The organism is Paenibacillus sp. FSL H8-0079, from assembly GCF_037991315.1.
GTDB lineage: Bacteria > Bacillota > Bacilli > Paenibacillales > Paenibacillaceae > Paenibacillus.
Genome location: NZ_CP150300.1, coordinates 979,157 through 1,004,020, shown reverse-complemented (window position 1 = coordinate 1,004,020; position 24,864 = coordinate 979,157). Strand labels below are relative to the sequence as shown.

Below are 24,864 nucleotides of genomic sequence, written 5' to 3'. Positions count from 1 at the left end.
TTCGGAGGTGCCGGATTGGACTCACCCATACTTCACTTCATCACCCCGCCCATTCCCTATTTTATCGATTGTGGACGTGCATATTACGAAGCTGGTGAATATCATATCAGCCGCAGTGACATTGGTGTATTTGATCTCATTGTCGTTACCCGTGGTTCTCTCGCCGTCAACGAGAATGGAACGGAATGGCGACTTCAGGAAGGAGACGCCTTGATTCTGATGCCTGATGGCCACCATTATGGCAGTGCTGCATGTGAAACGGAGACTGAACTGCTCTGGATTCATTTTCAAACCTATGGCAGTTGGAAAGAATCCACCGATATGGATGAGTGTCTGGCGAATCAGGCTCAGCTCATTGATACACACAAGAAAAGTGCATATCTGAATCACTGCGATGTATGTTCCATCTTCATTCCGAAACATATGCGAATTTCACCCAAGGAAATGGAGATGCTGGAACACTTTTCACAGCTTGATCAGGAGCCACAATCCATGCGAAACTGGAAACGACAGGCGAGCTTTCAGCATTTCATGCAGCATCTGGATCGTGGACTATCCTCCCTGTCCGATGTAACGGCCATTCGCATCGCCGAGAAGATTGAATTATATATCCGCCATAACTACTCACTTCCGATCTCCAATCCATTGTTGCAAAAGGAACTGAACTATCACCCGAACTATCTGGCCCGAAGTATGTTGAAGGTCTACGGCATGACACCGATGGAATATCTGCTACACTACAGACTTGAACAGGCCAAAAAGCTGCTGCTGCAAACTGCCTGGTCCGTTGCTCGCATTGCCGAGGAGATCGGCTTCAACCATGTATCCTACTTTTCTTCCTGCTTCTCCAAAAAAGAAGGCATCTCACCCTCCAACTTCCGTAACAAATTTACCGGTACCGAATATAGACCCAAGTCGCTATAAGTCTGTCCAAATTGATATAACAAAAAAGCGCCCGGTAGGTCGAGATCACGTTGCTCTGCAACGCATATCTTCGGACAAACCGGGCGCTTCTTCATGTGTAATCCGTAATAATGCACCGTATTATCGGTTGTCAGATACGGGATGCTACCTAGTACCTGTTATGTTACGTACGGTTAACGGCTACATCCATTCAACTTTCACCTGCCACTGGCTCTTCTCCCGTTGCAGCAATGATCGTCACGTTCGCTTGCGCCTTCAGTTCCGTACCCTCCACGGTTCCTTCAACCATGAACGTGCTCACCGTTGCTAATTGCTCAGCCGTTATCTCATTCCAGACCACCGCAACGTCCTTTGTTGTACCATCACTGTACGTCACAGTAACAACGGTAGGTAAAGCAGGTATTTCACCCACCACAGCCGTCACATCCACACTTCCCACCTCGCTAACGTCCAGCTGAGGTGTGTTCTCTTCACTCAGATCCGGCAGTATAACAGCTTCATCCTCCCCATTCAAGGCCAGCGAAGTGCTAGATGCAAGGGTTGCCACTTCGGCTGCGCTCAATGCACGGCTATAGATGCGGAAATCATCAATGAGCCCGTTAAAATACGGATCAGGGTATTGCGATTTGCCAATATAGTTATTCTTGGTCTGACCGAGACTGGACGGTTTCAACGTCATATTGTTATTCCGCCCGACTTCCACACCATCCACGTAGATGATTCCCGTGTTGCCTGTCAGCGTAACGGTCACATGTTTCCATACGCCTACCGGGAGACCCGGTACATTAATCGTCTGTTCCTGGCCTGCGGCATTACCTCCGGTGGTGATCGCAAATCTCATATTACTCCCCACCTTCGGTGTCAGGAACATATAGGTTCCCGTCCCCGTACCAAAATCGAAAATGCGGGTAAAATCACTGAGTGAGTTCGCCTTCACCCAGGTTGCAATCGTGATAGAATCCGCCATGTTGACAATACCTTCAGGTAATTGCACATAACCGTCCGTACCGGACAGACTAATGGCACGATTCTTTTTACCTGTTACCCAGGATGTTGTACCTTTGGCAGTCGCATGGTTGCCACTACCAGAAGAATCCGCGGCAGCCGTGCCTGTGTTCTCATCAAAATTGTACTGTGCCATCTTCTCCGGAAGTGGCGGTGCGGCATTCACCGTCACTTGCACCGTGTCATTTGCCGATAATATCGAATCATTAGCCGTTAAACGGAATGTATACACGCCCGCAATAGAAACGGTTGCCTGCGTATACGCTGAATTTGGCGATGCAAAAGAGACCTGTGCTCCTGCTGGTCCATTTACCAAACTCCATCCCAATGTTAACTGACCACTCGGCAGTCCATCATCGATAACCGTTCCCTGAAGACGGATCTTGTCAGGCAACGTGATGGAAGAATCCGTTCCTGCATCAACCGTTGGAGCCGCGTTGGCATCCGGCGTCGTAGGCGTAAGCTCCACGGTGTAAGACGCTGCTGTACCTGCATCTACCTTCAAGGTGTTCACCGGTTGATAGGCATTGAATTTGCCTTTCACCTGACCGTCCACCTTGATCAGATATGTGCCGGTTTTCAGACCTTGGAACGTAATGGACGTCTGGTGTGGCTGGCCTGGTGTCAGATTCTTCATATCCAGCCAGACATAATCCTTCGCTACAGCCAGTTTGGCCCCTGTGTACTGGTCTTTGTTCAGTTCAATGTACATCTTTTCAGTAATCAGATTAAGCCGCTTGAACAATCCATCCAGTGGCGTGATGTTATATTGTCCATTCGTAAGCGTGACATCTGCACCGTACCCTGTTAGTCCGAAGATCGGGTCCACCGCAATATCTGCACTCAATGTCTGCAATGCACCGAACAGGCCCAGGTCTGCTTCACCTGTCATCCCGCGCCAGCCATTCAATAACGGTACATTGGCTCCACCGCCAGTTCCATTCGTACCATAGTTGCCTTTCTCGGCCTGATACGTCCAGGAAGCTGCACCAAAATTGTCCGGGTCAGCACTAATCTGTCCCGAGTTAATGGCCCCTACGTTAGCGATCTTAGCGGCGTAGGACAAGCGTTGTTGTTCTTCCCGCTTGGTGCCCTCATGGAACCGAATCCAGTCATCCATGGCGTATCCGGCCAGAGAGGTTGTGTACTGGAAGTTAAACCAATTCTCCCCGGTAATCGTTACCGGGTCCGTGTAGTAATACCACACCGGCATGTGTCCACGGGAAGCACGGGTTTTGAGATTGATTTTGCCCATAATCTCCAATGCTCTACTCTGCTCTGTTACTTGATCCGAATGCAGCTTCGCTAGCGTGTATACAGCTTCTTCGCCTGTATTGTCATAGCTATACTCCGAACCGTAAGGATAAGTTGTATTCTTGAAATTTCCGTATTTCGTTCTCATTTTCGTGATAATATCGTTCGCCTCAGTGTCATATCCTTCTTTTTTCAAAGCCTGAATGATATCCGGAGTCGTCAATTCTCCCATCAGCCCGGTGTTCCAGTTGTAGGCGACAGGCCCTTCGTAGAGAGCTTTGAAAATGTTATAAGCGCGCAGCAGATAGGTTTCTTTGTCATGCTTGTAAGTAACAAGATCAGGGTATAAATCCGCAATTTTATACATGCTGAAGTAGGTGTTATACACATGTGGATAAGCATATCCACGGTAGGTTGGTGTTGTATTCGGCTCTGGCATCAGAAAGTCGTGAATCAGATAATCTTCATGATGTCCATTCATCAGATTGGTCCAGATCGCTGTTTCCAGATAATCGTCCACGGCTCGAATTTCCCGGGCAACGGGTGTTAGCGTGTTCTTTTCAGCCAAAAACTGTCCATGCGTCAGTCCCCAGTCATCTCCCCAACCCCAGTAGCCGTTGAATACATTGCGCTTGGACTTGGTATTCATCATCCAGTCATCAAACACTTTGTCCCGGATATCTCCCGGCAGGTTCCACTGGGTTTTATCCACCATAAAGGTCGAATGATCCTGCAACGCTTTGTCGACGGGATCAATGGCGTAGAATTGCAGCACCGTTTTTTTGCCACCATCATACTCCACAGTCACGTTATTGGGTCCTAGCTGGCTGAACTGTAATTCATAGATTTTATGATCGCCAGGCTTGCTTTCCTTTAACGGTACAACCGTTCCATTCGCATATTGCACTTTGGTGATGGTCTTGGACGTACGCAGATCCACCTTCGCTTTCTGATTGGTCGGCACGATCATGCCTGGAACTACGGTTACATCAATAAGTCCCGCGTTATACAGTGCATTCTTCGCTGCATGTTCGTCCGCAACAGCCAGGAACTTGAATCCGTACGTCTTCGACTGGCCTGCTTCCAGAACCAGGCTCGTATTTGGCAGATATCCCCGGTTGGTGGATTTGATCACGTTGGAATGGATATAGAAGACGTTGAGTCCTTCAATCCATTTGCCTTCATTTGCCGGATTCCAGGCCCACTTACTACCCGGATGTTCCTCATTACGCCAACGATCCTGGTACTCGAATCCTGCTCCGGTCGTTGCATCCGGAATCAGCATCAGATAAGAACCAATGCCGCTTGGACGGCTGGCCGTAATATAGGAGCTGTTATTACCAACAAACGAGTGTGTAACAACCCTTGTCTCATAGATTGCATCACCGTAGGTCCACTGTTCATTGAATGGCAAGGGCAGACCCAAATCGCCAATCTCCAGCTTCTGGCCGCTCGTATTCTGCACTTCAATCTTCCACAGAATGGAGCCATCCGTCTGGGTGGTATAGGTCTCGATCACTTTGAAATTGCGAATCCCCTGGGCATTCGATGCATTGGCATACGTCACCGTCACCTGATTACCGGAATTCGTGATAGTCCGACCATCTGCCGACAGATTGGTCCAGGCTTTGGTCCACGCCCCACCATTCAGTCGGTACGTGAACATCAGTTCACCAAGCCACTGGTGGTCTGCTGTATTTTGTTCTGGCGCAACGGTTGCATTCATAACGTATTCCGTCGGAAAAGCATCGCCCTTGATCTTAATGGAAGAGATTTCGCCATGATTTCCCGTCTGAAGAATGAGCTTGTCGGTGGACAACTCGTGGGCATACGTTTGATCCGTAGCAAATACAAGCGCAGCCGCCAGGGATAACACTGCGGTCAACATCATTTTAAACCTCATGAACTTGGCCTCCTCTTATGGATTCATCGTTAACGTTCACAGGCAGGTACACGACTTATAACCGTTCTTCATTTTGCCGTCTTAACTTCAGCCCCTCTGAATCACCTCCTCTCCGTCTTGTTGTTGTCCCTCCCCGTCCCACTCTCGAACCCAGACACTCATTTCGCCCTCTTCCCGATTGGCCCAGGTAAAATAGGGAACGAATCGCAGCGTCACGGCCTGAGATTCCCGTTTCACATCACTGCGGTATAATTGCATCGCACCATTCTCATGCGAGACGATTCTCCTTGCCTCCACGGTAAGATCAGGAACACCCAGCACATTCACTCCCCCACTATTCACCTCAAAATCCGCTGATGCTGGTAATTGAATACGATATAATCCTGCACCGTTATCCATTTCTTCAAGGCAGTACATGAAGGGTCCTCGCTGAATGGCAACTTTACCAAACGTATCTCGGATGTGATCATGTCCTCTCATGCGTAATACCTCCATGGGAAACCGTAACCTGATCTCATCTCCGGCTTGCCAGCATCGTTGTACTTTCATGTAACCGCATTCAATTATGGTGTTGTCTACATCTGCCTTTTCTCCGTTAATCCACAACTCCGGAGATACACACCAATCCGGTTTTCGTAATGCCATTGTGAATCCTGCTTCCTCCCCGGAAACAGACTCGATCCGAATCACCGCTTCTCCGTTGGAGGTATAGGTCGAGTTCATATTCACGGAAATGTCCGTACAATTCAGCGCAAACCCGGCTTCGCCGCCGATATACAATTGCACATACAGTGTCGATGCAGCCTCATCTGCTGTATACACATATTGATCCAGTGAAGCTAGCAACCTTGCAATATTAGGTGGACAGCAGGCACAACCGAACCATCCCTGCCGACGTGTCCGCACATGTGCATAATTGGGATTGACCTTGTGCAGCTCCGGATCGGCTTCGAGCGGATTCACATAGAAGAAACGTTGTCCATCCAATGACATACCACTGATCACGGTATTGTACAGTGCTCGCTCTAACACATCCGCATACTTGCTATCCGGCTTGATCTGAAACATGCGTTTTGCCCAAAAAATCAATCCAATCGACGCACAAGTCTCCGCATATGCGGTATCTCCCGGCAGGTCGTAATCCCCTGTGAATGCCTCTTCTTTTGCGGATGAACCGATGCTGCCGGTAATGTACATTCTCTTGTTGGCCGTATTGTTCCATAATCGCTCACATGCTTCTTTCAACGACTCATCGCCCGACTCTGCCGCTACGTCTGCCACTGCAGCACACATATACACCAAGCGAACCGCATGACCTTCGGCTGTATTCTGCGCTCGAATCGGAAGGTGAGACTGAGAGTAGGCATGACGGTGAACCATATCCAGCTCTCCAAAATGCACCGTACGCTCCCGCTTCTCCCACTCCTCCACAAAATAGTGTGGACTGCTCCCCCGCTGCTCCAGAAAATAACGGCTCAGATTAAGATAGCTCTCTTCCCCTGTGATCTGATACAGCTTGAACAGGGCCAGCTCAACCTCCTGATGCCCATCATAGCCGGGCAGTTGTCCCGGTTCTGTACCGAATACCGTTCCAATGTGATCGGCCAGACGAGTGACCACGTCCAGCAGATTACGCTTACCCGTTGCCTCATAATAAGCAACACCCGCTTCGATCATATGACCTGCACAGTACAGCTCGTGGCATTCCGCGAGATTCGTCCAGCGTGCTCCCGGTTCCTTTAGTGTGAAGTAGGTATTCAAGTAACCGTCAGCTTGTTGAGCCTTAGCAATGGTCTCGATGACCCTATCCACAATGCGTTCCAGTTCCAGATCTGGTTGGGCTGCAAGCAGGTATGACGCAGCTTCGATCCACTTGGCTACATCACTGTCCTGAAATACCATGCCATAGTGCTCTCCCTCTTCTTCACCCGCAGCAATGCGAAAATTACGGATGGCCCGGCTGGGTTCAGCCCCCTCGATGCGATCATTTAGCGCCTCCCATTGATAGGGGACAACCACGGTCCGCACCAGATCAACATAATGGGACCAGAATGGATCTTTTATTTTATTTCTCATTGGAACCTCTCCTTGTTCTATTCAATATCCTCATTTTACAAATCATTACAGGTCGATGAAATCATCATTTCCAACTGGAATTTGTATGATTACAACCTCACTCTCAGGATCTGACTCCACGCTCATCTCAAGAAATCCATCATGCTGCCTCTTTACAGTTCATGTTCAAGTGATATATGCTGAACACACAACTGCATATCTTGAACTTTTGCACTAGGGGAGCCCTGCGGCTGAGACGAATATGACTATTCGGACCCTTTGAACCTGATCTGGATCATACCAGCGGAGGGAAGTGGAGCGGCCTTTTAGTAAGCGGAATTTTTTCATGTATGTGAAGATAAATTGCGGATTTAACTTACAGACCCACTCATTTCTCCGGAAATGGGTGGGTCTTTTTTGTTTCTTTTGCAGAGTACAGGATGCCGTTGTTATTCCTGCAGTCTGGCATTAAGGGGGTGAGGATCAGATGACCAACCATGTAACCATTGAGAACGTTAGCTTCGCTTTTCCAGGAAAAAAGGATTCACCCTTACTCGCCAATGTGTCGCTTCAGGTTCAACAAGGCGAATTCGTCTCGCTCATCGGCTCTAGCGGATCAGGTAAAAGCACGCTATTCAAGCTGCTTGCAGGCTTGCATGAGCCCACCATCGGTACCATAGATATTGCTGATGTACCGCAAGGACAACGGCTCGGACGAGTCGCCTATATGCCGCAGAAAGATCTGCTGTTATCCTGGCGTACCGTCATGGAGAACTGCATGCTGCCTGCCGAGCTTGCACGAGGCCGACAGGACAATGACAAACTACGAGCCGATATCATCGCAGGATTGGCAAGGTTCGGCCTGTCGGGTTATGAACAGGCCTATCCGGATGAGTTATCCGGCGGCATGCGGCAGCGGGTGGCACTGCTGCGTACCTTGCTTACAGGCGGGCAGCTCATGTTGCTGGATGAACCCTTCGGTGCACTCGACGCTTTAACCAAACGAGAAATGCATCGCTGGTTGTTGGAGCTGTGGGAGGACTTTGGACAAACCGTGCTGTTCATTACACATGACATCGAAGAAGCCCTGCTGTTAAGTGACCGTATCATTCTGTTAACTCCAGGGGGGCAAGGTCAGCAGTTGCGGGAGATGACGGTTCCTTTACCACGCCCAAGGCATTCGGACATGATCTACGAACCGGCTCTCGTGCAGATGAGACGACAACTGGAGGAACAATTGCATGCAAAGCGATAGAGGCGAGGTTAGCGTCTGGACGTGGTGTTCGAAGTGGATGTCGAAGTCCTTTTCCCAATATGGTTTGTTTATTCTGCTCATGCTCTCTTTACTGGCGATCTGGGAAACGATTGTGCGTATGGGATGGGTGCCCTCCTTCATCATTCCTGCACCCACGGCCATTGCAAGCTCACTAATTGAGCATCGCCGTCTGCTGCTGACCATACATCTGCCTGCTACCTTTATGGAGGTTCTTGTTGGTTTTGGCTTGTCCATAGTGACCGGAATTATGCTGGCGACAGGCATGCATATGAACCGATCGATTGAAAAGGCCTTGTATCCCTTCATCGTGATCAGTCAGACCATCCCGCTGATTGCCTTGTCACCCGTTTTCATCCTGTGGTTTGGTTACACGCTGTGGAGCAAAGTCGCGGTGGTGTTCCTGATCGCGTTCTTCCCCATTGTGGTCAGTACCTATGATGGACTCCGCCAAGGCGATCCGGAGCAGCGTGAACTGCTGCTCACCATGGGCGCCAGCAAGTGGGATATTTTTCGCAAACTCCAGGTTCCACTGGCACTTCCCTCTTTTTTCTCGGGGCTAAAGATGTCTGTGGTGTACTGCGTGGTTGGTGCAACGATTGGCGAATGGCTTGGTGGCAGCAAAGGTCTCGGATACTTCAGCCGCCGCATGTCCAGCAACATGAACACGGATGCGATGTTTGCCGCTATTGTACTGTTATCCCTGCTGGGTATCGTTTTGTTTGTACTGATTGCCTGGCTAGAGAAACGGTTTAGCATCCAGCGTCATCGTCATGAAGGCAAAAGAAAAGTTGAATAATCTTCGAGAGAAACTTGATTTAAGTATAGGAATTACGGTTTCCAAAACATACTTACGTACAATTTCAGCAGCAAACTTTAATCAGTACATTGTTACATTGTCCGTTAACATGCTGCTGTCCATTTTCTACAAATTAAAACGATGAAATGAGGAACTCCAATTATGAATACCAAGCGCATATACTCCCTGCTTCCCATCATGCTCATAAGCCTGTTGCTGGTCGTTAGCGGATGCAGCACCACAGACAATAGCCAAAATACGCCAACAACAGATTCAGCAACCAATGCACAGCAAATAAATTTGTCTGCAACCGAACCAGAATCAGATGCCAAAGATAAACTGTCCATCATGCTCGATTGGTACCCGAATGCAGTACACTCCTTCATCTATGTTGCTCAGGAAAAAGGATACTTCGCAGACCAAGGTCTGGATGTCGAAATTCAGATGCCTGCGGATACCAATGATTCACTCAAACTTGTTGCTGCCGGAAAAATTGATCTGGCCCTAAGCTACCAGCCCCAAATTTTGCTCGCTCGTGGGGAGAACATTCCTGTACGTTCCATTGCTGCTGTTGTTCGGCACCCACTTGTGCATCTGTTGACCGAAGCGAATGGCAGCGTGAGTTCACCTAAAGATCTTGAAGGAAAAACTGTCGGCTATTCCTCCATTCCTCTGTACCAAGCGATGGTACGTACGATGATCAGCCACGATGGCGGCATTCCCGACAACATGAATCTGGTCGACGTTGGGTTCGATCTGATTCCTTCGCTGGCTTCCGGACAGGCGGATGCGATTATGGGTGGTTTTATTAACCATGAGCAATTGATTTTGGAGAAAGAAGGACATGCCATGAAATCAATTAACCCCGTCGATTATGGTGTGCCTGATTATTATGAATTGGTCCTGACCGCGAGTGAAGCTGGCATTGAAGCGAGAAAAGACCAACTTACCCAGTTCGTCAAAGCGGTCCAGGAAGGACAGAAATATGTAACGGAGCATCCAGAAGAAGCCTTGAATATTCTGCTCGCTCATGAGAATGAAACCTCTCCACTTGACCCGGAGATCGAAACCAAAAGCCTGGCGATTCTACTGCCACTCATGAATGAAGAAGGTCAACCGTTTGGCCGGCAGGAAATGGAATCGTGGGAGAATGTACGTGCATGGCTCGTTGAAAAGGATTTGATTCCTGAATCGGTGAAAGCCGAGGATGCTTTTATTACTCTGCACGGAGAGTAAGTAAAGGAGAGCAAAGACAATCAAGACAAAGTGACTGAAGTTCCTTACATTTCAAAAGGAGGACCTGACAGCCAAATAAGACGTCCTGTGTTCTTTAGAAACATCGTCTGACCAGTCGTACCCCAATCATGCCCCAATCAGTTGGGTATCGACCAGCCTAGACTTCAAGACACTGGTTGGATGCTAACATCCATCATACTATCTCTTGCCTGAGTTTGGAGAAATTCACTCTGTTCACTTTCTGTATTTTGTATCGTTTCGTTTTTTATTGGTTCGCTAGATATCGATCAGAATGATTCAATTTGTCTATATCCAGTTCCAAAAATACATTTTAGTGAGTTATGAAATTGATTTAGATTTTACGTTTCTGCTTTTCCCGCATTAATGCATCTGGCTGTTGTTAGACTCTGCGCCCCAACTCAACAAGGCAACTCATATCCTATTATTCTGTTGAGTGACTCCAGATATCGGACTTCCGCCGATCGGGTTACTTCAAAACAAGGAGGAAATTATATGTCTTATCTGGAACGTGTTCGTACGCAAAATCCGCTGGTACACAATATCACTAACCTTGTCGTGGCTCCCTTCACAGCCAATGGTCTGCTTGCACTCGGTGCGTCCCCTTTTATGGCCTATGCTCACGAAGAGGTCGCTGATGTCGCCAAGATGTCAGGAGCTGTAGTACTCAACATTGGTACACTCGATGACAAAGTCGTTCAGGCGATCCGACTTGCAGGTCAATCGGCTAATATACATCATGTACCTGTGGTGCTTGATCCCGTCGGCGCAGGGGCAACCACCTATCGGACGGAAACCGTGCAGATGCTCGTTCGTGAACTTCGTCTCACGGTACTGCGCGGCAATGTGGCGGAAGTCGCTAATGTCATCGGTGAGAGCTGGAGCATCAAAGGTGTCGACGCAGGATCAGGTGAAGGTGACCGGATTGGAATTGCTGAGCGGGCAGCACAACAACTTGGCTGTGTCGTGGTCATTACGGGAAAAGAGGATATCATTACTGATGGACAATCCACATTCCTCACGAGTAATGGTCATGCCCTGCTCACTCAGGTCACAGGTGCTGGCTGTCTGCTCAGTTCAGTGATTGGTGCTTTTACAGCCATAGCGGAATCAGGAGCCGATCTTCTAGGCAGTGTTGTTGAAGCGCTAGCGTTTTATGGTGTAGCAGCTGAACTGGCGGCAGAGCGGACAGCTCATCAGGGGCCGGGCAGCTTCCAGATTGAATTGTTGAATCAACTGGCACAAGTAACACCAGACCTCTTGGAAGAACGCGCACAGATCCGTCAGATCCGTGGAGGTGCAGTATGAGTATTGCTCAAGCGCTAACCATTGCAGGCTCCGATAACGGGGGCGGCGCAGGCATTCAGGCCGATCTGAAAACATTCCAAGAACTTGGTGTATACGGCATGACCGTTATCACCGCTATTGCTGCCCAAAATACAACAGGTGTGCAGGGCGTTTTTCCCATCCCTTACGATGGCATTGCCCAGCAATTGGACTCGACCGGCGAAGACTTTCAACCAACCGCAACGAAGACCGGCATGTTATATAGTGCCGAGATTATTCGTCTAGTGGCTGAGAAATGGCAGCAATACCGTTGGGCTAATCTGGTCATCGACCCTGTGATGGTAGCCAAAGGTGGCGCCCCCCTTCTCCAGCAGGAAGCTGTAAAGGCGTTGGTTACCGATCTGTTGCCCCATGCCCTGATCACAACACCCAACATTCCGGAAGCGGAACTGCTTACCGGGATGTCTATCACCAATCTGAGCCAGCGGGAAGAAGCTGCAAGACGGATTGTACAGATGGGCTCAACTTATTCTTTGGTCAAAGGTGGTCATGATGAAGGAAGTGGCATGATCGTGGATGTGCTCTACGATGGGCAGTCTTTTCATTACTTGGAGAATGTTCGTGTGGTAACACGTCATACACACGGAACAGGATGCACGTACTCTGCAGCCATTACCGCAGAGTTAGCCAAGGGTTCACCTGTTCTGGCTGCCGTTACGACCGCGCGAGCATTCATTCAGGCAGCCATCGAAGATGAGCTGGGGATTGGGGCCGGACATGGGCCAACAAATCATTTTGCGTATCAGCGCAGACAGCGGGGTGAGCAGTGATGCGCCCTTGGGATGCAGAAGCGGTACGACGCGCGATGCAGGTGTATTTAGTGATGGGCAGCGTCAATATAACGCAAGACCCTGTGGAAGTGCTGCGCCAGGCCATTGCTGGCGGCATCACGCTGTTCCAGTTCCGGGAAAAGGGAACTGGCGCCCTGGTTGGCGAAGCTCGCATCAAGCTTGCGATGCGGCTTCGCGAGGTATGCAGCCAGCACGGGGTCCCGTTCATCGTGAACGATGATGTGGAGCTGGCTGTAGCGGTGGAGGCCGACGGCGTGCATGTCGGCCAGGAAGATGCGGACGCGGCGCTAGTACGCGCCCGCATTGGAGATGGGCGGATGCTTGGCGTATCCGCCCACTCTGTGGATGAGGCGCGCCGTGCCGTGCAGGCGGGCGCCAACTATCTTGGCGTCGGGCCCATGTACCCGACGCGCTCCAAAGCGGATGCCCACGCTGTGCTGGGCCCCGCGGGGCTGGCGGAACTGCGCGCCGCAGGCATCGCAGTTCCGATTGTGGGTATCGGCGGCATTACGCCCGATACCACGGCCGCCGTGATGGCGGCTGGAGCCGACGGCGTAGCCGTTATCTCCGCCATCGCGGGCGCGGCCGACGTGCGCGCAGCGGCTGCGCAGTTCGCTGCGGCAGTGCGCGGGATGCAGGCGTAGCCATGCTTCCCTGCACTGCCAGCCCCGTGGGCTGCACTGAATACATGGTGCAGCCCACACAAACCGTTCGCTCTCCTCTCCATGACAGAGGAGCCTCCCCCCCCTGCGGCGCGGCAGCAGCCCATGTCTTCGACATAGAAGCACAGCCGCTCTCCTACAGTGACTGGATGATACAATAATTTCATCATATCTATTCACACCTATTCACATCCAGTCATCAATCCATAAACAAGATGCAGCCTTCATGCTCGCATCTTGTTTTTTTATTTTCAACTGTTGACTCTCACGTAACGTGACACTGTACAATCGATGTTGTAAGGAGGTTTCTCACATGGCTATGAAAGTAAAAGAAGTTGCCGAACTCGCCTCGATCAGTGTGCGCACACTGCATCACTATGATGAGATCGGACTATTAACCCCGGACGAAGTGACTTCTGCCGGGTATCGATTATATTCAGATGCCAACCTGGAACGGTTGCAGCAGATATTATTTTTTAAGGAACTCGACTTCTCTCTGAAGGAGATCAAAAACATTATAACCAACCCCTCCTTCAATCCAGAAGAAGCACTAAACATGCATCGACTTATTTTATTGGAGAAGCGACAACGCTTGGACCAAATGATTGCTACCATCGATAGAACGGTTTTACACGTGAGAGGAGAGATTAAAATGACAGCCAAAGAACAATTCGAAGGATTTGATTTTAGCCAAAATCCATTTGAACAGGAAGCGCGGGAGCGCTGGGGAGACCATTCCGTCGATCAGGCAAACCAGAAGCTGAACAGTAAATTAAACACAGAGCACAAGGCTCTATCCGGACAAATGAACGAAATCTACAAACGTCTGGCCGTACTTCGTCACACAGAACCAGCATCTGCCGAGGCACAGGCCGGTATTCAAGAATGGTACACCTGGCTGAATCAGATGGGAAGCTACTCACCTGAAGCCTTCAGAGGACTCGGTCAAATGTACGTGGACGATGAACGCTTCACACACAATATTGACCAGTTTGGCGATGGTTTGGCAGTATTTATGAGAGATACCATGGCTATATTTGCTGATCAAAACAAATAATTTAGACTTGTCTTCAACCACATACAGTAGTATTATTCAACGCTCATTGCAATCAGAGGTGCGCTGTAAAGAATAGTCTGGAACTTAGACCTCAATCTGCAGTGGTAAAAGTAATCTCTTGTCATCAGCTTTATTCGCTGTAAATAACATCAGGGCATTCGAAGCTTCCTCCTGTGGTGACCATCCTTCTTGTAATTAACCTTATGAAAGTGCTGAATATATACTAGGGCTACGTTTTAAATAAATTGAATCGATCCGAGTTACTACAGCCGTTATGAGCGATATCCGCCTACTGCCCAGTAGATACATAAAAGGGACGTCCGCTCTCTCAAGCGTCACGTCCCTTTTGTGTCTTCAAGTAATCCAGCCGCAATGTGAACAAGCCTAACTGCTGCTCACTCTGAGTACTTTATGAATATCTTTTAAAGTAGATTGCTCTTACTATGTTTTTCATTTGCTGCCATCGTCCGCCGTCTATCCCATTAAGCTCTTGGCGCGTGATCCGATGAAGATGCATCCGTAGCTAAACTGGTTCTCGCCATCCGCCCAGGAATCTGCCATGCAGACACAATCGCAAGCACGATGAATAACAAATCAATCGGTTGGCTGAAATACTCCTGGAAGGTTTCCACAAACGCACTGATCATCTCGCTATCAAACACAAGTTCCATCACGCTTACATCACCAAACAGTTCGGAGGTAAAATAAACCACCGTCAGATATTTCCCCAACAAAATGCCGACGAGCGCAAAAAGTACGGCAATGACTTTATGTACCGTCGCAATTCGTTTGTTCGAGAACAAAACGACCGCGTAGCCTGTGAGCGCTCCAATTAAAATCGCAATTAGTCCTACCTCATACTCGGTCATTGCAGCAATAGCTGCCCATACGATGCCTCCCAGAATGGCTACAATTAAGCCACCAATGATTGGCATACCGATTTTAACTCCTTGTTTCTCTTCCACGTTGTTGTCTTTCCCTCCTGAGTCATGCATATGCTTCTTTTCCAGAATTCACCTTTCCTATGAAACCACAAAAAGACCTATTATTCAACATTTTTCTACTTTTGGTGACCATGTATTTACATAATAGAAAAGATATATTAAGCATCCATTTCCTTATTCGCTCGAATATATTTTAGTTTTGTCCACAAACCTCTCATAATCATTCCCTTGGCACATAAAAAAACATCCCTCCAACAGCATAATAGCCGTAGAAGGGATGTTGTCCGAATCTCTATCATAGATATAGCCAATGTAACCGAGAATACTACATTAAAAAGCTCTCTCTATCTTATATTTGCGCTTCCTTGGAAGGCTGAATGACAGCTGCAATCTGTGCCAAAATGGCATCCACCGATGCTGGATCATGAACATCATACTCATCAATGTTCAAACGTAGCACAGGGCAGGCCGTAAACTGATTAATCCATACCGAATAGCGTTCATGCATGTGCTCCCAGTACGAACGATCCGTTTGAATTTCCATCTCGCGTCCGCGTTCCGTAATGCGGCTCAAAATCGATGGCAGACTGCCTTCCAGATAAATCAGTACATCCGGATGTGGGAAATAAGGTGTCATCACCATCGCTTCAAACAAACTGCTGTATGTTTCAAAATCGGTAGCAGACATGGTTCCTTGATCCGCATGCATCTGTGCAAATATGCCTGTATCTTCATAGATGGAACGATCTTGTACGAAGCCGCCACCCAGTTCAAAAATCTTCTTTTGCTCCTTGAAGCGCTCTGCCAGGAAATAAATCTGCAAATGAAAGCTCCAACGCTCGAAGTCATGATAGAACTTCTCCAAATAAGGATTGTGATCCACTTGCTCCAGAGAGGTCTTGAAATTCAAACGCTGTGCAAGTGCAGCGGTTAACGTGGATTTGCCCACCCCAACCGTACCCGCTACTGTAATTAATGCATTCGCTGGAATGCCATAGTTATTCATATGATATACTCCTTTACCTGATTAACAATCTGCCTGAAGTGCTCAGGATGTTCCACAAAATCAAGTTGCTCCGCATTGACCTTAATGATTACTGGCGGATTTGAGCTATTCGCCAAGTAGTCCATGCCTGTTTTGTAATCGACGATTAGTTGTTCCATATATGCCGGGTCCATGTCCTGCTCAAATGAGCGCCCACGTTTGTTAATGCGATACATCAATGTATCGAGTTCAGCTTCAATATAGAGCACCAGATTAGGCTTCGGCAGATCATCCGTTAACAGATGATAGATTTGACGGTATTTATCCCGTTTCGTTCCCTTTAAGGTACGATCGGCAAAAATCATATTTTTATAGATATGGTAGTCCGAAATGACAGGGGTATTCTGCTCTACATAATGAGCGCCCGTGTCTTCCAGTTGTTTAAACCGATTACACAGAAAAAACATTTCCAATTGGAAACTCCACTCGTCGATATCCTGATAAAAGGAAGCCAGAAATGGATTCTCTTCTACGATTTCTTTAACCAGCGGAAGGTTCAATTCTTGGGAAAGCATCGTTGCCAACGTTGTTTTCCCCGCTCCGATCGGACCTTCCACGGCAATAAACGGGGCTGATTTCATCGTGTTCACTGTTCCTCCTCGTACTTATGCGTGTTTCCGTTTTCTATATAGACCTCACCTATTGTATCACAGCTTTAAGGATTGGAACGCCAGTATTTTATGTATAAAACAAGTCAAATCTGATCCAATACGATGCAAACCTTCTGTCACATACGTAATTAATAAAATAACACGTTGTATACAATGTAATAAAAACAAAAAAGACACACTCGATATCATCAAGTGTGTCTTTATATTGCTTGGCGGCGTCCTACTCTCCCAGGACCCTGCGGTCCAAGTACCATCGGCGCTAGAGGGCTTAACGGTCGTGTTCGGGATGGGTACGTGTGGAACCCCTCCGCTATCGCCACCAAACGCGTAGCTTACATTTCAGAGTTGTTGTTCTCTGAAAACTAGATTCGAAACGAAACACGCGAATTATCACTTGCTATTGGATAAGCCCTCGACCGATTAGTACTGGTCAGCTCCATGCATTGCTGCACTTCCACCCCCAGCCTATCTACCTCGTCGTCTTCAAGGGGTCTTACATACTGGGAAATCTCATCTTGAGGGGGGCTTCACGCTTAGATGCTTTCAGCGTTTATCCCGTCCGTACATAGCTACCCAGCGGTGCTCCTGGCGGAACAACTGGTACACCAGCGGTACGTCCATCCCGGTCCTCTCGTACTAAGGACAGCTCCTCTCAAATTTCCTACGCCCACGACAGATAGGGACCGAACTGTCTCACGACGTTCTGAACCCAGCTCGCGTACCGCTTTAATGGGCGAACAGCCCAACCCTTGGGACCTACTTCAGCCCCAGGATGCGATGAGCCGACATCGAGGTGCCAAACCTCCCCGTCGATGTGGACTCTTGGGGGAGATAAGCCTGTTATCCCCAGGGTAGCTTTTATCCGTTGAGCGATGGCCCTTCCATGCGGTACCACCGGATCACTAAGCCCGACTTTCGTCCCTGCTCGACTTGTAGGTCTCGCAGTCAAGCTCCCTTATGCCTTTGCACTCTTCGAATGATTTCCAACCATTCTGAGGGAACCTTTGGGCGCCTCCGTTACTCTTTAGGAGGCGACCGCCCCAGTCAAACTGCCCACCTGACACTGTCCCCGTACCGGATTACGGTACTAGGTTAGAACCTAGATACGATCAGGGTGGTATCCCAACGTTGCCTCCATGCAAGCTGGCGCTCACACTTCAAAGGCTCCCACCTATCCTGTACAGATCGTACCCAAATTCAATATCAAGCTGCAGTAAAGCTCCATGGGGTCTTTCCGTCTTGTCGCGGGTAACCTGCATCTTCACAGGTATTAAAATTTCACCGGATCTCTCGTTGAGACAGCGCCCAAGTCGTTACGCCATTCGTGCGGGTCAGAATTTACCTGACAAGGAATTTCGCTACCTTAGGACCGTTATAGTTACGGCCGCCGTTTACTGGGGCTTCGGTTCACAGCTTCGGATTGCTCCTAACCACTCCCCTTAACCTTCCAGCACCGGGCAGGCGTCAGCCCGTATACTTCGCCTTACGGCTTCGCACAGACCTGTGTTTTTGCTAAACAGTCGCTTGGGCCTTTTCACTGCGGCCCCCTCGTGCTATTCACACTACCGGGGCACCCCTTCTCCCGAAGTTACGGGGTCATTTTGCCGAGTTCCTTAACGAGAGTTCTTCCGCGCGCCTTAGAATACTCTTCTCGCCTACCTGTGTCGGTTTGCGGTACGGGCACCATCACCTGGCTAGAGGCTTTTCTTGGCAGTGTGAGATCATGACCTTCGCTACTACAATTTTCGCTCCCCATCACAGCTTAGCCTTAATGATGTGCGGATTTGCCTACACATCAGCCTCACTGCTTAGACGGACATCCATCAGTCCGCGTCACTACCCTACTGCGTCCCCCCATTGCTCATAACGGCTTACGGTGGTACAGGAATTTCGACCTGTTGTCCTTCGACTACGCCTTTCGGCCTCGCCTTAGGTCCCGACTTACCCTGAGCGGACGAGCCTTCCTCAGGAACCCTTAGGCTTTCGGCGGATCAGATTCTCACTGATCTTTTCGTTACTCATACCGGCATTCTCACTTGTATAATGTCCAGCGCTCCTTACGGTACACCTTCAACCCTTATACAACGCTCCCCTACCCCTGATGCAAAGCATCAAGCCATAGCTTCGGTGGTGTGTTTAGCCCCGTTACATTTTCGGCGCAGAGTCACTCGACCAGTGAGCTATTACGCACTCTTTCAATGGTGGCTGCTTCTAAGCCAACATCCTGGTTGTCTGTGCAACTCCACATCCTTTTCCACTTAACACACACTTGGGGACCTTAGCTGATGGTCTGGGCTGTTTCCCTTTTGACAATGGATCTTAGCACTCACTGTCTGACTCCCGGAAGTAAGTCTATGGCATTCGGAGTTTGACTGAGCTTGGTAACCCTTGCGGGCCCCGCACCCAATCAGTGCTCTACCTCCACGACTCTGTTTTCCGAGGCTAGCCCTAAAGCTATTTCGGGGAGAACCAGCTATCTCCGAGTTCGATTGGAATTTCTCCGCTACCCCCACCTCATCCCCGCATTTTTCAACATGCGTGGGTTCGGGCCTCCAGTGCGTGTTACCGCACCTTCACCCTGGACAGGGGTAGATCACCCGGTTTCGGGTCTACGTCCACGTACTAATTCGCCCTATTCAGACTCGCTTTCGCTGCGGCTCCGGCTCTTCACCTTAACCTTGCACGGGAACGTAACTCGCCGGTTCATTCTACAAAAGGCACGCCATCACCCCTAAAACGGGCTCTGACTTTTTGTAAGCACACGGTTTCAGGTTCTATTTCACTCCCCTTCCGGGGTGCTTTTCACCTTTCCCTCACGGTACTGCTTCACTATCGGTCGCTAGGAAGTATTTAGCCTTGGCAGATGGTCCTGCCGGATTCATACGGGGTTTCACGTGCCCCGCACTACTCGGGATCCGTCTCGGAGGGAACAGACTTTCAACTACAGGGCTTTTACCTTCTTTGGCGGGCCTTTCCAGACCTCTTCGCTTAACCGGTTCCTTTGTAACTCCATGTGAGACGTCCCACAACCCCAAAGAGCAAGCTCTCTGGTTTGGGCTTCTCCGCGTTCGCTCGCCGCTACTGACGGAATCACTATTGTTTTCTCTTCCTCAGGGTACTTAGATGTTTCAGTTCCCCTGGTATGCCTCTGCATAACCTATGTATTCAGTTATGAGTAACTGGAAATTACCCCAGCTGGGTTTCCCCATTCGGACACCCCCGGATCAAAGCTTGCTTACAGCTCCCCGAGGCAGTTTCGTTGTTCGCCACGTCCTTCATCGGCTCCTAGCGCCTAGGCATCCTCCGTGTGCTCTTAGTAGCTTAACCATATTGCTCCGGTTTTGACTGCTCGCTTCCCTTGTTTTGCTTGCGCAAAGCCAAAAGTCGCTCCCATTCAATACCATCGCAAAAGCAATTTAACTACCGTTTTTATTGAAACTTGTTTACACAAGTTCAGCTAAAAAGGAATGTTCTAATTCGCGTTTGTTTCGTTTCGATATCTAGTTTTCAAAGAACAAGCTCCATGCAAAAGCAAGCTGTTTTGAGAGTTTGAGCTCTCAAAACCGAACAACGAGTGAGTGTTTTGCAGCTAAGCTGCTTATTTGAATGTTTCCGTTGCAGGAAACGATTCTCCATAGAAAGGAGGTGATCCAGCCGCACCTTCCGATACGGCTACCTTGTTACGACTTCACCCCAATCATCTATCCCACCTTCGGCGGCTGGCTCCTTGCGGTTACCCCACCGACTTCGGGTGTTATAAACTCTCGTGGTGTGACGGGCGGTGTGTACAAGACCCGGGAACGTATTCACCGCGGCATGCTGATCCGCGATTACTAGCAATTCCGACTTCATGCAGGCGAGTTGCAGCCTGCAATCCGAACTGAGACCGGCTTTGTTGGGATTGGCTCCATCTCGCGATTTCGCAGCCCGTTGTACCGGCCATTGTAGTACGTGTGTAGCCCAGGTCATAAGGGGCATGATGATTTGACGTCATCCCCACCTTCCTCCGGTTTGTCACCGGCAGTCTATCTAGAGTGCCCACCCGAAGTGCTGGCAACTAAATATAAGGGTTGCGCTCGTTGCGGGACTTAACCCAACATCTCACGACACGAGCTGACGACAACCATGCACCACCTGTCTCCTCTGTCCCGAAGGAAAGATACATCTCTGCATCGATCAGAGGGATGTCAAGACCTGGTAAGGTTCTTCGCGTTGCTTCGAATTAAACCACATACTCCACTGCTTGTGCGGGTCCCCGTCAATTCCTTTGAGTTTCAGTCTTGCGACCGTACTCCCCAGGCGGAGTGCTTAATGTGTTAACTTCGGCACCAAGGGTATCGAAACCCCTAACACCTAGCACTCATCGTTTACGGCGTGGACTACCAGGGTATCTAATCCTGTTTGCTCCCCACGCTTTCGCGCCTCAGCGTCAGTTACAGCCCAGAGAGTCGCCTTCGCCACTGGTGTTCCTCCACATATCTACGCATTTCACCGCTACACGTGGAATTCCACTCTCCTCTTCTGCACTCAAGTCACCCAGTTTCCAGTGCGATCCGGGGTTGAGCCCCGGGATTAAACACCAGACTTAAATGACCGCCTGCGCGCGCTTTACGCCCAATAATTCCGGACAACGCTTGCCCCCTACGTATTACCGCGGCTGCTGGCACGTAGTTAGCCGGGGCTTTCTTCTCAGGTACCGTCACCTTGAGAGCAGTTACTCTCCCAAGCGTTCTTCCCTGGCAACAGAGCTTTACGATCCGAAAACCTTCATCACTCACGCGGCATTGCTCCGTCAGGCTTTCGCCCATTGCGGAAGATTCCCTACTGCTGCCTCCCGTAGGAGTCTGGGCCGTGTCTCAGTCCCAGTGTGGCCGATCACCCTCTCAGGTCGGCTACGCATCGTCGCCTTGGTGAGCCGTTACCTCACCAACTAGCTAATGCGCCGCAGGCCCATCCCCAAGTGACAGATTGCTCCGTCTTTCCAGTTCTCTTCAGGCGAAGAAAACAATTATTCGGTATTAGCTACCGTTTCCGGTAGTTGTCCCAAACTTGAGGGCAGGTTGCCTACGTGTTACTCACCCGTCCGCCGCTAACTATCAGAGAAGCAAGCTTCTCTTCAAGTCCGCTCGACTTGCATGTATTAGGCATGCCGCCAGCGTTCGTCCTGAGCCAGGATCAAACTCTCCAATAAGTATTGAAAAGAGCGATAAACTCATTTTGAATCTGACGAGATTAAAAATCTCATTTGTGCTCCAGTCGATTCAAGCCAAGGCTTGTCTCAAACTTTCGCGTTCATTCTGTAAGCAGAATGTTTACTCACTCGTTGTTCAGTTTTCAAAGATCAAACTTGTTTCGCTGCCGAACGTCGTTCTCTTCAGCAACTCTTATATATTATCATGTCCGAACCAACTTTGCAAGCTCTTTTTTTAAGTTTCTTTCGAAGCTTATTCCATTCGCTTGCCGCACCGTGTAAACTGTGTTTTCTTGGCCGGATTAATAATATATCACGTATAGATATTAATTACAACACTTAATTTATTAAAACTCTTTTACCGCTAATTGACTACCTTTACTGCATTGCTCTACTCTATCTCAGTTGTAAAGTTTATTATTGCCTAAATGACATTCTTTCCATTCATACAACGAAATACATCTCTAATTGTTTTTAGAATTATTAACACTTAATCTCCTCTGATATATTTTAGCTTCATTAATAAGCTCAATATGACCTATCCTTTATCAACGTCATGCAAGATTACAGGGGTACACTTAAAGTTACCACCCACCAGTATAAGTAGCAGTATTATAGAAGATAAACAAAAAAGTGGTGCGCGCATATAACTGTACGCAAACCACTTTTCTGTGTGTTAGTAGATTATATAGAAAGAAAATTTTAATGCTGTGCCTGTGCTGATGCTGGAGGCGTCATGGTCATTTGTCCATTACCTGCTTTTTGCATGCCAACTCTCAGCAACGTAATTCCCCACGTTATAATTGAGATCAACAGTAGATGAACCATGTATCCCCCCACTGCTTCTGCATTATAGATCAAACGCATAAATCCCTGTACCCCATTGGAAGCAGGTAGAAAGTTTCCAATATAACGGTAGAATGGCGCCAGCATCTCGGCTGGAATAATATTTCCTGCGGTCATCAACTGGAGCGGAACCATCGCTACATTAAATAGAGGGCCTGCATTGCCAAACAGGGCAAAACTCATTTGTGTAAAACAGATACAAGCCAGACTCACCAGCACATGATACAGGTACAAAGCGCCGAAGGAGCTCGCAACATCCGTGAACTGTAGAGCTACTGTATCCACAATTAGGGGAACGATCACTGCTATACACAATAACAGCATTTGTCGTCCCCAGAAGATTTCCCATTTAGAATGGTTACGCTTCATGATATTCGACGTAATATTGAACTGAATGTTCATGGTCATTGAAGCAATGTAGGTGATAAAACCCAGAATCATGGGGAGCATCGATGTTGCAAAATCACTGACACTGTTCGTTTTATTAATCTCAGCCTTAACAGGCCCTTCATTCATCTTCGCCATCGCTTGTCCAATGGCTGCACTTAAGTCTTCGCTGTTCATACTATCGTTATTGAGTGTCACTTGAACCTTGGATTCCAGAATCCCTTGACCCATTTGTGCAGTCATTCCGTTCGCAGCATGTTCCACAATCGATTTGGCTACATCCGCATTTCCCTGATTGATATAAAAGGACAAGCTTGCGTCTGTACCGCCGCCAATCTGGTCAGCAAACCCTTCCGGAATCACAATAACCATGGCATAATTACCTGCATTCATCTGTTGCTCGGCTTCCTTCGCAGAATCCAGCACATTTACCTGGAACGGCGCAAGCGTCTCAATCTGCTTCTGTACCTCTGTCCCCTGTGTCCCATCTTCATTCACCAGAGCAACTTGAAGTTGATCTACTCTCTCCGTGGCTTGATGATAACCCGTCATCCAGATCACAACAAATAACAACGGAACAATCAACGCGAATACCAAACCTATTTTTGTCTGTGGTACTTTCAGAAATTCTTTGAAGCTTTTCATTTGTTCACGACTCCCATTAGTTAAAATCAAAATAATTGCACTACATATATATGCACATGCACATATTAGACCAAAAAAATTTATTTCATCTTCTCATATATCCGATTCATCACAATCATGAATGCTTCAAGCTCTTCAGGGGAACATTCGGCAAGTGCCTCTTGCTCTTGCTGTTTTGCCTTTGGTGTCAGAACGTTATTCATTTCCAGTCCTTCCGCCGTCAAACAAAGCAATACCGCTCTGCGGTCCTGTGGATCTTCTTCTCTCGTCACCAGACCTTTGCGAATTAACTTGTCTATAATTTTACCCACAGTTGTCTGGTCCCGAACCGTTAATTCAGCCAGCTTCTTCTGTGATATATGGCTTCCCGCCTTGCTCAATTCATTCAGAACGGCAAATTGTTCCGGAGTAATATCCTGCTCACTCAGATTTCTGGTTGTTGTTTTTTTGTATGCCAGATACGTACGTGACAAAATCAGTCCAAGTGGATTTTCATCCATATTAACAGGCATGCTGATGCTCCTTTCTCCATATAGTAGCACTACCATCTAATTTGCGTAAGCTCTATATTATTACCATATCTACAATACTGTCAATTTAATTTTTTATATTTTCACACAAAAAGAGACCCACCCGATAGTCAGGCAGCTCTCTCCTCTTGCATCGTCAAGCCAGACTTACTCTGGCTTGCCACTTGAAGTTTCGGTATCGTCCTTCTTCTTCGTACCTTTACTTTTATAAGGCTTCGGGGTACTTTTCGCCCGGTTAGCAGCTGCTTGCCAACGGTTCCAGCCTTTTTTGCCAGTACCGCGGCCAGTGCCGCCTTTTCCTTTTGCTTTGCTCATGTTATCACTCCAATAATCCTGTATAT

The 24,864-nt window shown here is 48.5% G+C and carries 16 protein-coding genes, 3 rRNA genes and 1 riboswitch; of the genes, 8 read left to right on the top strand and 11 right to left on the bottom strand.

Features of this window, described 5'->3' with window-relative positions:
• The first annotated feature begins 15 nt into the window (after positions 1–15).
• Positions 16–924: an AraC family transcriptional regulator gene (locus MHI06_RS04455; RefSeq protein ID WP_340400595.1), complete on the top strand. Its 909-nt coding sequence runs from the start codon at positions 16–18 to the stop codon at positions 922–924.
• Positions 925–1,114: 190 nt separating this feature from the next.
• Here the strand turns inward: MHI06_RS04455 and MHI06_RS04450 are convergent, their stop codons facing one another.
• Together MHI06_RS04450 and MHI06_RS04445 are read right to left on the bottom strand one after the other, a co-directional pair.
• Positions 1,115–5,086 (bottom strand): DUF5695 domain-containing protein, encoded by a 3,972-nt coding sequence (locus MHI06_RS04450; protein WP_340400594.1) that lies wholly within the window; start codon positions 5,084–5,086, stop codon positions 1,115–1,117.
• Between the two features lie 87 nt (positions 5,087–5,173).
• Positions 5,174–7,162 carry a beta-L-arabinofuranosidase domain-containing protein gene (locus tag MHI06_RS04445; RefSeq protein WP_340400593.1) on the bottom strand — a complete coding sequence of 663 codons (1,989 nt, stop codon included), beginning with the start codon at positions 7,160–7,162 and terminating at the stop codon, positions 5,174–5,176.
• Between the two features lie 205 nt (positions 7,163–7,367).
• A riboswitch (TPP riboswitch) is annotated at positions 7,368–7,470 on the top strand.
• A 158-nt stretch (positions 7,471–7,628) separates the two neighbouring features.
• On the opposite strand from MHI06_RS04445, the gene MHI06_RS04440 reads away from it, so the two are divergent.
• From MHI06_RS04440 to MHI06_RS04410, 7 genes are all read left to right on the top strand, one after another.
• Entirely contained in the window at positions 7,629–8,396 is a 768-nt protein-coding gene (locus MHI06_RS04440) for an ABC transporter ATP-binding protein (protein ID WP_340400592.1), read from the top strand.
• On the top strand, positions 8,383–9,213 hold the full coding sequence (locus tag MHI06_RS04435; RefSeq protein ID WP_340400591.1) for an ABC transporter permease: 831 nt from the start codon (positions 8,383–8,385) through the stop codon (positions 9,211–9,213). The genes MHI06_RS04440 and MHI06_RS04435 overlap by 14 nt, the downstream gene beginning before the upstream one ends.
• Before the next feature lie 162 nt (positions 9,214–9,375).
• Positions 9,376–10,449 (top strand): ABC transporter substrate-binding protein, encoded by a 1,074-nt coding sequence (locus MHI06_RS04430; protein ID WP_340400590.1) that lies wholly within the window; start codon positions 9,376–9,378, stop codon positions 10,447–10,449.
• Between the two features lie 513 nt (positions 10,450–10,962).
• Positions 10,963–11,775, top strand: a complete 813-nt coding sequence (gene thiM, locus MHI06_RS04425; RefSeq protein WP_340400589.1) for a hydroxyethylthiazole kinase — start codon at positions 10,963–10,965, stop codon at positions 11,773–11,775.
• A complete protein-coding gene (gene thiD / locus MHI06_RS04420) occupies positions 11,772–12,584 on the top strand; it encodes a bifunctional hydroxymethylpyrimidine kinase/phosphomethylpyrimidine kinase (protein WP_340400588.1) in 813 nt (270 codons plus the stop codon). The genes thiM and thiD overlap by 4 nt, the downstream gene beginning before the upstream one ends.
• Complete coding sequence (gene thiE, locus MHI06_RS04415; RefSeq protein ID WP_340400587.1) at positions 12,584–13,249, top strand: thiamine phosphate synthase; 666 nt, start codon at positions 12,584–12,586, stop codon at positions 13,247–13,249. The genes thiD and thiE overlap by 1 nt, the downstream gene beginning before the upstream one ends.
• Positions 13,250–13,580: 331 nt before the next feature.
• Entirely contained in the window at positions 13,581–14,324 is a 744-nt protein-coding gene (locus MHI06_RS04410) for a MerR family transcriptional regulator (RefSeq protein WP_340400586.1), read from the top strand.
• 482 nt (positions 14,325–14,806) lie between these two features.
• On the opposite strand, the gene MHI06_RS04405 is transcribed toward MHI06_RS04410, so the two are convergent.
• The 9 genes from MHI06_RS04405 to MHI06_RS04365 form a co-directional block, all read right to left on the bottom strand.
• Complete coding sequence (locus MHI06_RS04405; RefSeq protein WP_340400585.1) at positions 14,807–15,289, bottom strand: hypothetical protein; 483 nt, start codon at positions 15,287–15,289, stop codon at positions 14,807–14,809.
• Between the two features lie 328 nt (positions 15,290–15,617).
• Positions 15,618–16,274 (bottom strand): deoxynucleoside kinase, encoded by a 657-nt coding sequence (locus MHI06_RS04400; RefSeq protein ID WP_340400584.1) that lies wholly within the window; start codon positions 16,272–16,274, stop codon positions 15,618–15,620.
• Positions 16,271–16,894, bottom strand: coding sequence for a deoxynucleoside kinase (locus MHI06_RS04395; RefSeq protein WP_169482874.1), 624 nt, complete (start codon positions 16,892–16,894; stop codon positions 16,271–16,273). Before MHI06_RS04395 ends, MHI06_RS04400 begins: the two co-directional genes overlap by 4 nt.
• Positions 16,895–17,131: 237 nt before the next feature.
• Positions 17,132–17,248: ribosomal RNA gene (gene rrf, locus MHI06_RS04390) — 5S ribosomal RNA — on the bottom strand.
• Between the two features lie 76 nt (positions 17,249–17,324).
• Positions 17,325–20,251: ribosomal RNA gene (locus tag MHI06_RS04385) — 23S ribosomal RNA — on the bottom strand.
• 311 nt (positions 20,252–20,562) lie between these two features.
• Positions 20,563–22,115: ribosomal RNA gene (locus MHI06_RS04380) — 16S ribosomal RNA — on the bottom strand.
• The 16S, 23S and 5S rRNA genes sit together here, the layout of an rRNA operon.
• A 702-nt stretch (positions 22,116–22,817) precedes the next feature.
• Complete coding sequence (locus MHI06_RS04375; RefSeq protein WP_340400583.1) at positions 22,818–23,993, bottom strand: ABC transporter permease; 1,176 nt, start codon at positions 23,991–23,993, stop codon at positions 22,818–22,820.
• An 80-nt stretch (positions 23,994–24,073) separates the two neighbouring features.
• Positions 24,074–24,505: a MarR family transcriptional regulator gene (locus tag MHI06_RS04370; protein WP_340400582.1), complete on the bottom strand. Its 432-nt coding sequence runs from the start codon at positions 24,503–24,505 to the stop codon at positions 24,074–24,076.
• 165 nt (positions 24,506–24,670) lie between these two features.
• Entirely contained in the window at positions 24,671–24,838 is a 168-nt protein-coding gene (locus tag MHI06_RS04365; protein WP_076333364.1) for a DUF3934 family protein, read from the bottom strand.
• Positions 24,839–24,864: the final 26 nt, after the last annotated feature.

Coding starts and splice junctions, on each gene's coding strand:
- MHI06_RS04410 (WP_340400586.1), top strand. CDS start 13,581: ATGGCTATGAAAGTAAAAGAAGTTGCCGAACTCGCCTCGATCAGTGTG.
- MHI06_RS04395 (WP_169482874.1), bottom strand. CDS start 16,894: ATGAAATCAGCCCCGTTTATTGCCGTGGAAGGTCCGATCGGAGCGGGG.
- MHI06_RS04370 (WP_340400582.1), bottom strand. CDS start 24,505: ATGCCTGTTAATATGGATGAAAATCCACTTGGACTGATTTTGTCACGT.
- MHI06_RS04445 (WP_340400593.1), bottom strand. CDS start 7,162: ATGAGAAATAAAATAAAAGATCCATTCTGGTCCCATTATGTTGATCTG.
- MHI06_RS04430 (WP_340400590.1), top strand. CDS start 9,376: ATGAATACCAAGCGCATATACTCCCTGCTTCCCATCATGCTCATAAGC.
- MHI06_RS04435 (WP_340400591.1), top strand. CDS start 8,383: ATGCAAAGCGATAGAGGCGAGGTTAGCGTCTGGACGTGGTGTTCGAAG.
- MHI06_RS04365 (WP_076333364.1), bottom strand. CDS start 24,838: ATGAGCAAAGCAAAAGGAAAAGGCGGCACTGGCCGCGGTACTGGCAAA.
- thiE (WP_340400587.1), top strand. CDS start 12,584: ATGCGCCCTTGGGATGCAGAAGCGGTACGACGCGCGATGCAGGTGTAT.
- thiD (WP_340400588.1), top strand. CDS start 11,772: ATGAGTATTGCTCAAGCGCTAACCATTGCAGGCTCCGATAACGGGGGC.
- MHI06_RS04440 (WP_340400592.1), top strand. CDS start 7,629: ATGACCAACCATGTAACCATTGAGAACGTTAGCTTCGCTTTTCCAGGA.
- MHI06_RS04450 (WP_340400594.1), bottom strand. CDS start 5,086: ATGAGGTTTAAAATGATGTTGACCGCAGTGTTATCCCTGGCGGCTGCG.
- MHI06_RS04375 (WP_340400583.1), bottom strand. CDS start 23,993: ATGAAAAGCTTCAAAGAATTTCTGAAAGTACCACAGACAAAAATAGGT.
- MHI06_RS04400 (WP_340400584.1), bottom strand. CDS start 16,274: ATGAATAACTATGGCATTCCAGCGAATGCATTAATTACAGTAGCGGGT.
- thiM (WP_340400589.1), top strand. CDS start 10,963: ATGTCTTATCTGGAACGTGTTCGTACGCAAAATCCGCTGGTACACAAT.